Genomic DNA, 13,566 nt, shown 5'->3' with positions numbered 1-13,566 from the left:
TGACTCCTTTCAATTCTGCAACACCGTGTGATTAGCTGGGGGCGCTGTGCGCCCCATTCGCGGGGCAAGCCCGCTCCCACAGGATTAGCGCTGGCCTTGTGGGAGCGGGCTTGCCCCGCGAATGGGCGCGCAGCGGCCCGCTATCTGGCCTTCTCGATGCGCCAGATGCCAAACGGCTGATGCCAGGGCTCGATGCGCATCCACTGAGTCTTGCCGTGCCAGGTCCAGCGGTGGCCGTTCATCAAGTCTTCGCCCAGGGTGTCGGCATCGTCATCCAGGCCCAGCTCCCACAGCGGCAGCTCGAAATTGGCCTCCTGGGCGTTGTGCGGGTCGAGGCTGATCGCTACCAGAATGTAATTGTCACGCTCGGGGGTGCGCTTGGCGAAGTACAGGATGTTGTCGTTCCAGCAGTTGAAGAATGCCACGCCAAGGTGTGTTTGCAGGGCGCGGTTCTGCCGGCGAATACGGTTGAGCTGGGCGATCTCGGCGATGATGTTGCCGGGCTGGGTGAAGTCGCGCGGGCGGATCTGGTACTTCTCCGAATCCAGGTATTCCTCTTTGCCCGGCAACGGCGCGCTCTCGCAAAGCTCGAAACCGGAATACATGCCCCACAGCCCCGAACCCATGGTCGCCAAAGCGGCACGGATCAAAAAGCCCGCGCGCCCCGAGGTGTGCAGGAAGAACGGGTTGATGTCCGGCGTATTGACGAAGAAGTTGGGGCGGTAGCACTGGCTCCACGGCGGCTGGTTGAGTTCTTCGAAATACTCGCGCAGCTCCTTTTTGGTGTTGCGCCAGGTGAAGTACGTGTAGCTCTGCGCATAGCCGACCTTGCCCAGGCGCGCCATCATCGCAGGCTTGGTGAACGCTTCGGCGAGGAAGAGCACATCGGGGTACTGGCTGCGCACATTGGCGATCAGCCATTGCCAGAACGGCAGCGGCTTGGTGTGCGGGTTGTCGACGCGGAAGGTCTTCACGCCCTCCTCGACCCAGCCCACCACCACATCGCGCAGGGCCAGCCACAACGAAGGCACGGCCTCGGCGGCGTAAAAATCGACGTTGACGATGTCCTGGTATTTTTTCGGTGGGTTCTCGGCATAGCGGATAGTGCCGTCGGGGCGCCAGCTGAACCAGCCGGGGTGCTCTTGCAGCCAAGGGTGGTCCTGGGAGCACTGGATGGCGAAATCCAGGGCGATTTCCAGGCCGTGTTCAGCGGCGGCTGCCACCAGGCGACGGAAGTCTTCACGGGTGCCCAGTTCCGGGTGAATGGCATCGTGGCCGCCTTCGGGGCTGCCAATGGCATAGGGGCTGCCCGGGTCGTTGGGCTCGGCCTGCAAGGCATTGTTACGGCCCTTGCGGTGCTTCTTGCCGATCGGGTGAATGGGCGGGAAGTACAGCACGTCAAAGCCCATGTCGCGGATCATCGGCAGGCGCGCGTGCACATCATTGAAGGTGCCATGGCGCTCGGCACTGTCAGTGATCGAGCGCGGGAACAGCTCGTACCAACTGGCGAACTGCGCGGCCGGGCGGTCGACGTCGAGGGGGAATTCGATGCTGCGCGTAAGGTAACTGCGGTGCTCGGCTTCGCTCATCAGCCGGCTTGCTTCAGGGCCCAGCAGCAATGCCACCTGGTCATCCTGGGAAAGCTCGGGCAGCTGCGCCTGTAACCCCACGATCTGTTCGCGCAAGGCACCTTCGCTGCGTTCTGCGCCTTTGCCCAGGAGCAAGCGGCCTTCTTCCAGCTCCAGTTTCACCTCCACGCCCGCGTGGTACTTGCGCTCCAGGTCATGGCAATAGGTGGCGAACGGGTCGATCCAGGCCTCGATGCTGAACAGGTGCGGGCCCAGCTCGGTCGGGGTGAATTCGGCCAGCCACAGGTCATTGCCGGGCGACTGCATCGGCACGCAATGCCAGCGCCGGCTGTTGGCCTGGCGCCAGTTGAGCATCACGGCCAGGCGGTCATGGCCGTCGCTGTAGACCTTGCTGCTGACCGCCACCGGCTGGCCGCTGATGGCCTTGGCGGCGAAGGTGCCGCCGTCGAGGGCGGGGCTGCAGTCTTCGATCACGATGCGCGGCGCCAGCAGCGCCTGGGCCAGGCTAATGGCCTGGTCGGGGTGATCGTTCGCCATCGGTACGCTTTCGAAGGGCTCGTTACGCGACATCGGTCCTGGCTCCCTGGTGGCATTGGCGGTAAGGGTTCAGAGCCATCGTCTGCACGGGGGGTTCAAAAAAATTGAGCGAACGGCGCAGCCACGAATCAAAGCCTGCACCACTCTCTCATTTACCAACCCGCGAGGTGAGGCAATGAACATTCCCATTCCACCGGAGACACCCGACCCGAACATCGACGACCCCAGCCTGCCGCCGCCCGTGCCGGAAGAAGACCCGGACGAGCTGCCGATCAAGCCGACGGTGCCGCCGACGGTGGGTGACCCGCCCAGCCAGGATCCACCGGTGAAGGCTTAAGGATAGACGAGGCAACTGGTATTTCTGCCAGTACAAGCATCAGTTGGTTATGCTGACGGCCCTTCGCGGGCAAGCCCGCTCCTACAGGCCTACGGCGTACGTGTAGGAGCAGGCTTGCCCGCGAAGGGCCGGCAGATTCAATGCATCAACCGACCGTTTCAATGGCCAGCTCCGCCACACTGATCTCCCTCATCCTGAACTTCTGCACCTTCCCGGTCACCGTCATCGGGAATTCTTCGACGAAGCGGAAATGCCGCGGCACCTTGTAATGCGCGATGCGCGCCTTGCACCAGCCGTGCAGCTCATCGGCCGTGGCGCTGTGCCCTGGGTGCAGCTTGATCCAGGCCACCACCTCCTCACCATATTTGCTGCACGGGACCCCGATCACCTGCGCATCGGCCACAGCCGGATGCGTGTAGAAGAACTCCTCCAGTTCACGCGGGTAGATGTTCTCCCCGCCGCGAATGATCATGTCCTTGTTGCGCCCGACGATGCGCACATGGCCGTGCTCATCCATCACCGCCAGGTCCCCCGAGTGCATCCAGCCAGCCGGGTCGATTGCATCCGCCGTGGCCTGGGGGTTGTTCCAGTAACCGAGCATCACGCTGTAACCCCGGGTGCACAGTTCGCCCATTTCGCCGCGCGCGACGATGCAGCCCTCGGCGTCCACCAGCTTGGTTTCCAGCTGCGGCTGAGTACGCCCGACTGTGGTCACGCGCAGCTCCAGCGCGTCGTCGGGGCCGGTCTGCAACGACACCGGGCTGGTTTCGGTCATGCCATAGGCGATTTGCACCTGGGCCATGTGCAGCTGGTCGATGACCCGGCGCATCACCTCGATCGGGCAGGTGGCACCGGCCATGATGCCGCTGCGCAGGGTGGAAAGGTCCAACTGCTGACGTGCTGGGTGGTCGAGCATGGCGATGAACATGGTCGGCACGCCATACAGAATACTGGCGCGCTCTTCGGCAACGGTACGCAACGTGAGCTCGGCGTCGAAGGCGTCATTGGGGTAGATCATGGTGCTGCCGTGGGTGATGCAGCCGAGGTTGGCCATGACCATGCCGAAGCAGTGGTACAGCGGCACCGGGATCACCATGCGGTCGGCACTGGTCAGGCCCAGGCTCTGGCCAACCATGAAACCGTTGTTGAGGATGTTGTAGTGGCTGAGCGTCGCCCCTTTCGGCGCGCCGGTGGTGCCGGAGGTGTACTGGATGTTCACCGGCTGGTCGAACTGCAGGCTCTGCTGGCGGGCCGCGTAGGCATCGGGTGTGGTTTGCCCCGCCCAGTGGGCAAGCGCCTGCCAGGGCAGGAAGCCGAGCGGCGGCTGGGCAGCGAGGCTGATCACACCGCGCAGTTCGGGCAGGCTTTCACTGGTCAAGCCACCTGCAGCTGCCGTGGCCAACTCCGGCACCAGCGCCTGCACCATGGCGTGGTAATCGGACGTCTTGAACGCATCGGCGCAAACCAGCCAACGGCACCCCGACTGACGCAGCACGTACTCCAGTTCACTAACCCGATAAGCCGGGTTGATGTTGACCAGGATCGCGCCGACCTTGGCGCTGGCCAGTTGCAGGATGCACCACTGGGCGCAGTTGGGCGCCCAAATGCCGACGCGCTCGCCAACGTTCACACCTAACGCCATCAGTGCGCGGGCATGTAGATCGACCTGTTCGGCCAATTGCTGCCAGGTGTAACGCACGCCCTGGTGGCGCACCACCAGCGCTTCGCGGTCGGGGTGGCGGGCCACGGTGCTGTCGAGGGCCTGGCCGATGGTCAGGGTCAGCAAGGGTTGGTCCTGACGACCTCGGGTGTAACTGGGTTGACTCATGGGTGTCCCTTCTTGTGGTTGTTCTGGGCACGGCTGAAGCAAGCGACAAATACTCTGGCGCAGATTTACGTTTACGTAAAGGTGATGAGGTGATTGACAGCGATTCAGGACAGGCTTACGTTAACGTAAAGGTGAAAACGACACCGCTTTTGGCGCTCGGCCCGCTCCCACAGGGGTGGGTGGTGAGCCTTTGAGCTACGGTGTTAGCCAATTTCAAGAACAATAAGGTGCCCGCACATGCATTACCCCTCCCTGAACTTCGCCCTGGGCGAAACCATCGACATGCTCCGTGACCAGGTGCGCACCTTCGTCGCCGCCGAACTGGCGCCGCGCGCCGCGCAGATCGACCATGACAACCTGTTCCCCGCCGACATGTGGCGCAAGTTTGGCGACATGGGCCTGCTGGGCATCACCGTGCCGGAAGAATACGGCGGTGCAGGCCTGGGCTATTTGGCCCACGTGGTGTCGATGGAAGAAATCAGCCGCGCTTCGGCGTCGGTAGCCCTCTCCTACGGCGCGCATTCCAACCTGTGCGTCAACCAGATCAACCGCAACGGTAGCCACGAGCAGAAGCTGAAGTATTTGCCCAAGCTGATCAGCGGCGAGCACATCGGCGCCCTGGCCATGAGCGAGCCCAATGCCGGGTCCGACGTGGTGTCGATGAAGCTGCGCGCCGAAAAGCGCGGCGACCGCTACGTGCTCAACGGCAGCAAGACCTGGATCACCAACGGCCCCGACGCCAACACCTACGTGATCTACGCCAAGACCGACCTGGAAAAGGCCGCGCACGGCATTAGCGCATTCATCGTCGAGCGCGACTGGAAAGGCTTCAGCCGCAGCAACAAGTTCGACAAGCTGGGCATGCGTGGCTCCAACACCTGCGAGCTGTTCTTCGATGACGTCGAAGTGCCGGAAGAAAATATCCTCGGCCAGCTCAACGGTGGCGTACGCGTGCTGATGAGCGGCCTGGACTACGAGCGCGTGGTGCTCTCCGGCGGCCCCACCGGCATCATGCAAAGCTGCATGGACCTGGTCGTACCGTACATTCACGACCGCAAGCAATTCGGCCAGAGCATCGGCGAGTTCCAGCTGATCCAGGGCAAGATCGCCGACATGTACACCCAGCTCAACGCCAGCCGTGCCTACCTGTACGCCGTGGCACAGGCCTGCGACCGTGGCGAGACCACCCGCAAGGACGCCGCCGGGGTGATCCTGTACACCGCCGAACGCGCCACGCAAATGGCCCTTGAAGCGATCCAGATTCTTGGCGGCAACGGCTACATCAACGAGTTCCCGGCTGGCCGCCTGCTGCGCGACGCCAAGCTGTACGAAATCGGCGCCGGCACCAGCGAAATCCGCCGGATGCTGATTGGCCGCGAACTGTTCAACGAAACCCGCTGAGCACAGGGACGGGCGCACATGGCTACCTTGCACACCCAGATCAACCCGCGTTCGGCAGAGTTCGCCGGCAACAGCGCGGCCATGCTCGAACAGGTCCAGGCCCTGCGCGGCCTGCTCGGCCACATCGCACAGGGCGGCGGGCCGAAGGCCCAGGAGCGGCACACCTCGCGCGGCAAACTGCTGCCGCGTGAACGCATCGACCGCCTGCTCGACCCTGGCTCACCCTTCCTTGAGATCGGCCAGTTGGCCGCCCACGAGGTGTACGGCGAAGACGTGCCTGCTGCTGGGGTGATTGCTGGCATCGGCCGCGTCGAAGGCGTGGAATGCATGATCGTGGCCAACGACGCCACGGTCAAAGGCGGCTCGTACTACCCGCTGACGGTGAAGAAACACCTGCGCGCGCAGACCATCGCCCTGCAGAACCGCCTGCCGTGCATTTACCTGGTGGACTCCGGCGGCGCCAACCTGCCACGCCAGGACGAAGTGTTCCCCGACCGCGAGCACTTCGGGCGGATCTTCTTCAACCAGGCCAACATGAGCGCGCTGGGCATCCCGCAGATCGCCGTGGTGATGGGGTCGTGCACTGCAGGGGGCGCCTATGTGCCAGCCATGGCCGACGAAGCGATCATGGTGCGCCAGCAGGCGACCATCTTCCTGGCCGGCCCACCGCTGGTGAAAGCCGCCACCGGTGAAGTGGTGAGCGCCGAAGACCTCGGCGGCGCCGATGTGCACTGCCGCACCAGCGGCGTGGCTGACCATTATGCCGACAACGACGAGCATGCCCTGGCCCTGGCCCGGCGCAGTGTGGCCAACCTCAACTGGCACAAGCTGGGCAAGCTGCAGTGCCTGGCCCCGGTGGCGCCGCTGTATGGCGCCGAGGAGCTGTACGGCGTGGTGCCGGCCGACGCCAAGCAACCCTTCGATGTACGCGAGGTGATCGCGCGCCTGGTCGACGGCTCGGTGTTCGATGAGTTCAAGGCGCTGTTCGGTACCACGCTGGTGTGCGGCTTCGCCCACCTGCACGGCTACCCGGTGGCGATCCTGGCCAACAACGGCATCCTCTTCGCCGAAGCCGCGCAAAAAGGCGCGCACTTCATCGAACTGGCCTGCCAGCGTGGCATCCCGCTGCTGTTCCTGCAGAACATCACCGGCTTCATGGTCGGCAAAAAGTACGAAGAAGGCGGCATCGCCAAGCACGGCGCCAAGCTGGTCACCGCCGTGGCGTGCGCCCAGGTGCCGAAATTCACGGTGATCATCGGCGGCAGCTTCGGTGCCGGCAACTACGGCATGTGCGGCCGCGCTTACGACCCACGCTTCTTGTGGATGTGGCCCAACGCGCGGATTGGCGTGATGGGTGCCGAACAGGCGGCCGGGGTGCTGGCGCAGGTCAAGCGCGAGCAGAGCGAACGCAGCGGCCAGGCCTTCAGCGCCGAGGATGAAGCGCGGCTCAAGCAGCCGATCCTCGACCAGTACGAGCGCCAGGGCCACCCTTATTACTCCAGCGCCCGGCTGTGGGACGACGGTGTCATCGACCCGGCGCAGACCCGTGACGTGCTGGGCCTGGCGTTGTCCGCCGCGTTGAACGCGCCGATCGAACAGAGCCGCTTCGGCATTTTCCGGATGTGACCATGAGCGATTTCAGCACCTTAGAAGTGACCCGCGACCCGCGCGGCTTCGCCACCCTGTGGCTGAGCCGCGAGGACAAGAATAACGCCTTCAACGCCCTGATGATCCGCGAGCTGATCGTCGCCCTCGATCAACTGGCCGACGACGCGAACCTGCGGTTTCTGTTGCTGCGCGGCCGTGGCCGGCATTTCAGTGCCGGCGCCGACCTGGCCTGGATGCAGCAATCGGCGCAGCTGGACTTCAACACCAACCTGGACGACGCCCGTGAGCTGGGCGAGCTGATGTACGCCCTGCACCGGCTCAAGGCGCCGACCTTGGCCGTGGTACAAGGTGCGGCCTTTGGCGGTGCGCTGGGGCTGATCAGCTGCTGCGACATGGCCATCGGCGCCGAGGACGCGCAGCTTTGCCTGTCGGAGGTACGCATTGGCCTGGCCCCGGCGGTGATTAGCCCATTCGTGGTCAAGGCCATCGGTGAGCGGGCCGCGCGCCGCTACGCCCTCACAGCAGAGCGCTTCAGCGGCGTACGTGCCCGTGAATTGGGTTTGCTGGCCGAAGTGTACCCGGCCGCCGAACTGGAGGCGCAGGTCGAGGCCTGGGTCGACAACCTGCTGCAGAACAGCCCGCAAGCGCTGCGCGCCACCAAAGACCTGCTGCGTGAAGTCGACGACGGTGAGCTCAGCCCGGCACTGCGCCGCTACTGCGAAAACACCATCGCCCGTATTCGTGTCAGCGCCGAAGGCCAGGAGGGCCTGCGCGCCTTCCTTGAAAAGCGCCAACCCGCCTGGCAAACCGTACACAAGAAGGAGCCGCGCCCATGAGCCGCCCCACACTGACCACCCTACTGGTCGCCAACCGCGGTGAAATCGCCTGCCGGGTGATGCGTACGGCCAAAGCCATGGGCCTGACCACCGTGGCCGTGCACAGCGCCACCGACCGTGACGCGCGCCACAGCCGTGAAGCGGACATTCGTGTCGACCTGGGCGGCAGCAAGGCCGCCGACAGTTACCTGGTGGTCGACAAACTGCTCGCCGCCGCCAAGGCCAGCGGCGCCCAGGCCATCCACCCGGGTTATGGCTTTCTTTCCGAAAACGCAGGCTTTGCCCGCGCCATCGAGGACGCCGGCCTGATCTTCCTCGGCCCACCGGCCAGCGCCATCGACGCCATGGGTAGCAAATCGGCAGCCAAGGCGCTGATGGAAGCCGCCGGCGTACCGCTGGTGCCGGGTTATCACGGCGAAGCCCAAGACCTGGAAACGTTCCGCGGCGCCGCCGAGCGCATTGGCTACCCGGTGCTGCTCAAGGCCAGCGCCGGTGGCGGTGGCAAGGGCATGAAAGTGGTCGAGGACGAAAGCCAGCTGGCCGACGCCCTCGCCTCGGCCCAGCGCGAGGCGCAGTCGTCGTTCGGCGATGCGCGCATGCTGGTGGAAAAATACGTGCTCAAGCCACGCCACGTGGAAATCCAGGTGTTCGCCGACCAGCACGGCAACTGCCTGTACCTCAACGAACGTGACTGCTCGATCCAGCGTCGGCACCAGAAGGTGGTGGAGGAAGCACCTGCGCCCGGGCTTTCAGCCGAACAACGCCAGGCCATGGGCCAGGCGGCAGTGCGCGCCGCCCAGGCCATCGGCTATGTCGGCGCCGGCACCGTGGAATTTCTGCTCGACGCCCGCGGCGAGTTCTTCTTCATGGAGATGAACACCCGCCTGCAGGTGGAGCACCCGGTCACCGAAGCCATTACCGGCCTGGACCTCGTGGCCTGGCAGATTCGTGTGGCCTGCGGCGAGCCACTGCCGATCAGCCAGGCGCAGGTGCCGCTGATCGGCCATGCCATCGAGGTGCGCTTGTATGCCGAAGACCCGGCCAACGAATTTCTGCCGGCCACGGGCACCCTGGCGCTGTACCGCGAATCGCCGCCCGGCGACGGCCGCCGAGTGGACAGCGGGGTCAGCGAAGGTGACGAGGTGTCGCCGTTCTATGACCCGATGCTCGGCAAGCTGATCGCCTGGGGCGAAAACCGCGAACAGGCGCGCCTGCGCTTGCTGGCGATGCTCGACGAATTCGCCATCGGCGGCCTGAAGACCAATATCGCCTTCCTGCGGCGCATTATCGCCCACCCGGCCTTCGCAGCAGCCGAGCTGGACACAGGCTTTATCCCGCGTCACCAGGAGGTACTGTTGCCGGCGCCGCAACCGTTGCCCGCAGGCTTCTGGCAAGCCGCAGGTGAGGCCTGGTTACAGGGCCAGGCCGCGCAGCAGCGTGACGACGACAGCCGCTCGCCATGGGCCCAGCGCTCTGGCTTGCGCCTGGGCCTGCCGGCGCGCAGCAGCCTGCACTTGCGCAGTGGTGGTGAAAGCCAGGCGGTTGCCCTGGAGCACTACGCCGCCTCGAACTGGCAGCTGGACGGCGACCGCCTGGGCCATGACGATGGTGGCGTGCGCCGGCGTTACCTGGCGGTGCGCCGGGGTGGCACGCTGTTTCTGCGCTGGGACGGCGAAATGCACGCCATCGAGGCGTTCGACCCGATCGCCGAAGCCGAGGCCAGCCACAGCCACCAGGGCGGCCTGGGTGCCCCGATGAACGGCAGCATCGTGCGCGTGCTGGTCGAGCCGGGCCAGGTGGTGCAAGCCGGTACCGCGCTGGTGGTGCTCGAAGCCATGAAGATGGAACACAGCATACGCGCGCCCCATGGCGGGACGGTGAAGGCATTGTTCTGCCAGGAAGGGGACATGGTCAGCGAAGGGACGGTACTGGTCGAATTGGCCGAATGACGTGAACCGGGGCTGCTGTGCAGCCCTTTCGCCGGCAAGCCGGCTCCCACAGGTAGATCGCCGCCTTTGAATTTGGCGAGCAACGGCCTGGATCAAAAGCTTGAATCGCTCACAATCCCTGTGGGAGCCTGCTTGCCGGCGAATGGGCTGCACAGCAGCCCCGGCAATCTAGAAGGTGCCGTGCGCCCGCACGACCACACCCAGAAACTCACACCCGTCTTCACACACCAACGCCGGGTAGCTGCTATTGAGCGCCTTCAGGTAGCGCTCCCCGCCCTCCTCGGCCAGCTCACGCAGAATCGCCGTCTTGCCGGGCTGGCGCGCAATCACCAGCCGCCCAGGCTCTGCGTCCAGCCCTGGGTCAACCAGAATGCGCATCCCCTGTGGCACGCTGCGGCCGCTGGCCGTGCTCATGGCATCGTTTTCCACGGTCAGCCAGAACGCCTTGCCTTGCGCCAGGTATTCGGTCTGCTCGTAAACGGCCGGCTCCGTGGCTTCGCTGGCACCCAGCTGGTCCCAGCCCAGCACCGGGTAACGAAAACACACGATGTATTGCATCAGGTCAACCGCATCGTCTGCGCCGTCCACTTCGTAGCGGGCGCTTTCCTCCCCCAGCTGGCCGAGCACACGCAATTGAAGGCTGACATGGTAGTGCGGCATGCCAAGCTCGACGAACACTCGGTTCATCGAATCGACCTTGGGCTGACGCCGCTTGTTCACCCAATGGCCCACGCTGCCCTGGGAAACCCCAACGCGTTCGGCGAGCTGCTCCTGGGAGATATCGAGCTCCTCCATCCGGTCACGGACGAGGGCAATCCATTTATCCATATTCATCGCTGGCACGATACGGACTGCCTTCTAGCGCTCAATAAACATTCAGTATTATTTATTTCCAAGCACATAAATACATCAGGTATTAATATCAACCAGGACCTTTTCCCTATTGGCATGCGCAGGTATCAGGATGAAACCACCGAAAAACGACGAAACAGAACTCGACAGCGAAGCGGCCCGCCGCGCCCTCGACTATTACCTCAACCCAAACCCCAACCGCCCCAGCGGGCACAACCGGATATGGACCCTTCACGAAGGTGTCACCAGTGAACAGGCCCAGGAGCACGCCATCGCCCTGCTCCGCTGCGCCGCCGCCACCGCCCACGAAACGGCCAGCCATCAGGAAGGCAGCCAACGCGAACTGACCTTTGCGTTGATGCACATGATGGACATGGCCAGGGCGCTGCTGGAGCACAAGGGCGCCGCACAGGCCGGGCTGTAAGCACAAAACGTTAGGGAGAGACGTGATGGCCTGGAACGGCCGAGGCCCCGAATGCCGGGACAAGGAAGCGCACCGGTAAAAGTTTTTTACCGAATAAGAGAAAAATCATTTGACTGGCAAATGATAACGATTATTATTGCACTCAGCTGATCGCGAGATCTGCTGGATAACCTGGAGCTTAGGTCGCTCTCAGATTATCTCCTCATCAGGCTAATCACGGTTTTTGACCCGGCTTTTTGCCGGGTCTTTTTTTTTGGCTCTTCAGGCTAATGAAGATCGTTGATGGCGGCGATGATAGCAAAAGTGTGTCAGGGCGTGAATGCTCATTACAAAACTTTGCGGAATCAGCACTTGAGAATCAATCTCGTTTCTCCTACTCTGGTTCCGCATCACGGACGATGCCCCCATTTCTCCCCTCTCGAGCAAGGAGCTGACCATGAGCCGCCTGCTGCTGCCCCTTGAGCACCCTACGCCTTCAACCGGCCATGCAGCCGAGGATGCCCTGCTGCATGGGCTTAAACGCCTGCCTCGCCGTGTTCAGCAAGTATTCCTGCTCAACCGCCTCGACCAACTGGACTTCGCCACTATTGCCAGCCGCCTCGGCCTGCCTTTATTGAGCATCGAGCGCAATATGAACCAGGCCCTGCAAACGGCAAGCCCCGCTGGCGATCCCTTGGCCAGTATTGCTGGCCAGTGGTATGTGCGGCTGCAAAGCCCCGACGCAACCGCCTGTGAGCGCATCGATTTCCGCCGCTGGCTCGATGCCGACCCAGCCCACCTGCAGGCCTTCCATGACACCGAACTGCGCTGGCGCAGCCTGCTGGCACCGGCACGCGAGCTGGGCCAGGATGGCTGGTACCGGCAAGGGCGCGCGGCGCTTTCGCTGGGTGGGTGCTCGATTGCGGTTGGGTTGGGTGTTGCTGCGCTATTGCTGATGGGTTATTGGGCGTAGGCCTGTCGCAAGGTCCTCAGCGTCGACCAGATCGAGCGCCGCGCGGGCGGCGCTCGATTTGCGCACCACCGCAAAAGGCAAGACAGGCATCTAAGCGCCACCCCCTCGTCGCTCGTTGCTCTTCAAAAAATACAACAGCCACACCCCAACCAAGCTGCTCGCCATGAATACCGACGCCAAGACGCTTGGCAATCCATTTTCAATCGACGCGATCAACGTGCTGACAACGCCTCCAGAAGCGAACAGGAGTACATTGATGGTCGACGTTGCGACCCCTGCGCGTTCACAATGCTTTCTCAATGCATAACTTGTCGCCGATGGGCGGATTATCGCCACCCCGATTGTCCCAATCGCCACAGGCACCATCAGGCTTGATACTGACAACTCCTCGACAAGCTGCCAAACGAACAGTACCAGCCCCGCGAAGCCAATCATGGCCAGGCCAAAGCCTATTTGCGTATACAGAGGTAAAACACCTGTCAACTTCCTAGCCACAAGCCCTCCGATCACATAGGCCGCCCCGTAGCCGACAAACACGACCCCAAACATGAACTCATCCAACCCAAGCACACCGATCAAGAGCAAAGGCGAAACAACAACAAATACAAAGTGACAGCTAAAGGCCAACGAACACAGCGCACAGCCGACAACAAACTCGCGATCAGCCACCAGCTTTCCAAGGTTAACCAGCATGCCACCCCGCACAGGCTGCACAGGCTTGTCAGGTAGCACCAGAAGGGACAGGAGAAGTACCACCACCGCCAAGACACTGAAGATATAGAAGCTTCCCTCCCACCCTAGATAGTGCTGCAACACAGCCCCCCGCCAGGGGTGATAGCGAAATAAGCAAGCCACTCAACGTAAGCATTAGTATACGTAATACATGTTGCTGCTTTTCAGGGAAAATATCTTGCACTAACACCTGACTCAAGACGAAGCTGCCGCACCCAACGGCTTGGATCAGACGAAAAATCATGAAGCCTTCGTAACCCTTGGAAAACAGGCAACCGAGCGAGCCTATTACCGAAACCGCAAGCCCTCCAATCAACAATGGCTTCCTACCGACCACATCCGACAGCGGACCAATGATTGCCTGCGAGATGACTACGCCTATAGCAAAGATACTGACCGAGAAAGCGATGGTCTTGAGGCTGACATCAAAACTTGCTGCAAGGTCAGGAAAGGAAGGCAGGATGACATCTAAAGGAAAGACCCCGAGCAAACTGATCATCATAAGCAACACGACAAGATTA

General features: G+C 62.8%; 12 protein-coding genes. 7 read left to right on the top strand and 5 right to left on the bottom strand.

Annotation, left to right across the window (positions count from 1 at the left end; all coding sequences use genetic code 11):
- Positions 1-140: 140 nt before the first annotated feature.
- Positions 141-2,159, bottom strand: a complete 2,019-nt coding sequence (locus ACFY68_RS20695) for an alpha-1,4-glucan--maltose-1-phosphate maltosyltransferase (protein WP_387531095.1) — start codon at positions 2,157-2,159, stop codon at positions 141-143.
- Between the two features lie 142 nt (positions 2,160-2,301).
- Between ACFY68_RS20695 and ACFY68_RS20690 the strand changes: the two genes are divergently transcribed.
- Positions 2,302-2,463 carry a hypothetical protein gene (locus tag ACFY68_RS20690; protein ID WP_004576087.1) on the top strand — a complete coding sequence of 54 codons (162 nt, stop codon included), beginning with the start codon at positions 2,302-2,304 and terminating at the stop codon, positions 2,461-2,463.
- A gap of 145 nt (positions 2,464-2,608) precedes the next feature.
- Here ACFY68_RS20690 and ACFY68_RS20685 read toward each other — a convergent pair whose 3' ends face one another.
- Complete coding sequence (locus ACFY68_RS20685) at positions 2,609-4,291, bottom strand: AMP-binding protein (RefSeq protein ID WP_387531092.1); 1,683 nt, start codon at positions 4,289-4,291, stop codon at positions 2,609-2,611.
- 237 nt (positions 4,292-4,528) lie between these two features.
- Here ACFY68_RS20685 and ACFY68_RS20680 point away from each other — a divergent pair, with 237 nt between their 5' ends.
- Genes ACFY68_RS20680 through ACFY68_RS20665 form a run of 4 tightly spaced genes read left to right on the top strand, consistent with a single transcriptional unit; the run spans position 4,529 to position 10,085 of the window.
- Positions 4,529-5,692 carry an isovaleryl-CoA dehydrogenase gene (locus ACFY68_RS20680; RefSeq protein WP_387531089.1) on the top strand — a complete coding sequence of 388 codons (1,164 nt, stop codon included), beginning with the start codon at positions 4,529-4,531 and terminating at the stop codon, positions 5,690-5,692.
- An 18-nt stretch (positions 5,693-5,710) separates the two neighbouring features.
- Positions 5,711-7,318 carry a carboxyl transferase domain-containing protein gene (locus tag ACFY68_RS20675; protein ID WP_387531086.1) on the top strand — a complete coding sequence of 536 codons (1,608 nt, stop codon included), beginning with the start codon at positions 5,711-5,713 and terminating at the stop codon, positions 7,316-7,318.
- Positions 7,319-7,320: 2 nt separating this feature from the next.
- On the top strand, positions 7,321-8,136 hold the full coding sequence (locus ACFY68_RS20670) for a gamma-carboxygeranoyl-CoA hydratase (protein WP_387531083.1): 816 nt from the start codon (positions 7,321-7,323) through the stop codon (positions 8,134-8,136).
- Positions 8,133-10,085 (top strand): acetyl/propionyl/methylcrotonyl-CoA carboxylase subunit alpha, encoded by a 1,953-nt coding sequence (locus ACFY68_RS20665; RefSeq protein ID WP_387531080.1) that lies wholly within the window; start codon positions 8,133-8,135, stop codon positions 10,083-10,085. Before ACFY68_RS20670 ends, ACFY68_RS20665 begins: the two co-directional genes overlap by 4 nt.
- Before the next feature lie 168 nt (positions 10,086-10,253).
- On the opposite strand, the gene ACFY68_RS20660 is transcribed toward ACFY68_RS20665, so the two are convergent.
- Positions 10,254-10,919: a S24 family peptidase gene (locus ACFY68_RS20660; RefSeq protein ID WP_387531077.1), complete on the bottom strand. Its 666-nt coding sequence runs from the start codon at positions 10,917-10,919 to the stop codon at positions 10,254-10,256.
- A 130-nt stretch (positions 10,920-11,049) separates the two neighbouring features.
- Here ACFY68_RS20660 and ACFY68_RS20655 point away from each other — a divergent pair, with 130 nt between their 5' ends.
- Complete coding sequence (locus ACFY68_RS20655) at positions 11,050-11,361, top strand: DUF6124 family protein (RefSeq protein WP_387531074.1); 312 nt, start codon at positions 11,050-11,052, stop codon at positions 11,359-11,361.
- 436 nt (positions 11,362-11,797) lie between these two features.
- Complete coding sequence (locus tag ACFY68_RS20650; protein ID WP_387531072.1) at positions 11,798-12,313, top strand: DUF4880 domain-containing protein; 516 nt, start codon at positions 11,798-11,800, stop codon at positions 12,311-12,313.
- Positions 12,314-12,403: 90 nt separating this feature from the next.
- Here ACFY68_RS20650 and ACFY68_RS20645 read toward each other — a convergent pair whose 3' ends face one another.
- Positions 12,404-13,129, bottom strand: coding sequence for an MFS transporter (locus tag ACFY68_RS20645; protein WP_387531069.1), 726 nt, complete (start codon positions 13,127-13,129; stop codon positions 12,404-12,406).
- The gene (locus ACFY68_RS20640; RefSeq protein WP_387531067.1) at positions 13,035-13,547 is read right to left on the bottom strand and encodes an MFS transporter; all 513 of its coding nucleotides are present in this window, start codon (positions 13,545-13,547) and stop codon (positions 13,035-13,037) included. Before ACFY68_RS20640 ends, ACFY68_RS20645 begins: the two co-directional genes overlap by 95 nt.
- Positions 13,548-13,566: the final 19 nt, after the last annotated feature.

The sequence above is a fragment of the Pseudomonas sp. NPDC012596 genome (genome assembly GCF_042902325.1).
Taxonomy (GTDB): domain Bacteria; phylum Pseudomonadota; class Gammaproteobacteria; order Pseudomonadales; family Pseudomonadaceae; genus Aquipseudomonas.
Note: the sequence above shows the minus strand (reverse complement) of the source record. Positions and strands in the feature narration are given on the sequence as shown.

Bases quoted from the DNA above. Each gene is read 5' to 3' on its own strand.
- ACFY68_RS20695 (WP_387531095.1), bottom strand. From the start codon at position 2,159: ATGTCGCGTAACGAGCCCTTCGAAAGCGTACCGATGGCGAACGATCAC.
- ACFY68_RS20690 (WP_004576087.1), top strand. From the start codon at position 2,302: ATGAACATTCCCATTCCACCGGAGACACCCGACCCGAACATCGACGAC.
- ACFY68_RS20685 (WP_387531092.1), bottom strand. From the start codon at position 4,291: ATGAGTCAACCCAGTTACACCCGAGGTCGTCAGGACCAACCCTTGCTG.
- ACFY68_RS20680 (WP_387531089.1), top strand. From the start codon at position 4,529: ATGCATTACCCCTCCCTGAACTTCGCCCTGGGCGAAACCATCGACATG.
- ACFY68_RS20675 (WP_387531086.1), top strand. From the start codon at position 5,711: ATGGCTACCTTGCACACCCAGATCAACCCGCGTTCGGCAGAGTTCGCC.
- ACFY68_RS20670 (WP_387531083.1), top strand. From the start codon at position 7,321: ATGAGCGATTTCAGCACCTTAGAAGTGACCCGCGACCCGCGCGGCTTC.
- ACFY68_RS20665 (WP_387531080.1), top strand. From the start codon at position 8,133: ATGAGCCGCCCCACACTGACCACCCTACTGGTCGCCAACCGCGGTGAA.
- ACFY68_RS20660 (WP_387531077.1), bottom strand. From the start codon at position 10,919: ATGAATATGGATAAATGGATTGCCCTCGTCCGTGACCGGATGGAGGAG.
- ACFY68_RS20655 (WP_387531074.1), top strand. From the start codon at position 11,050: ATGAAACCACCGAAAAACGACGAAACAGAACTCGACAGCGAAGCGGCC.
- ACFY68_RS20650 (WP_387531072.1), top strand. From the start codon at position 11,798: ATGAGCCGCCTGCTGCTGCCCCTTGAGCACCCTACGCCTTCAACCGGC.
- ACFY68_RS20640 (WP_387531067.1), bottom strand. From the start codon at position 13,547: ATGATGATCAGTTTGCTCGGGGTCTTTCCTTTAGATGTCATCCTGCCT.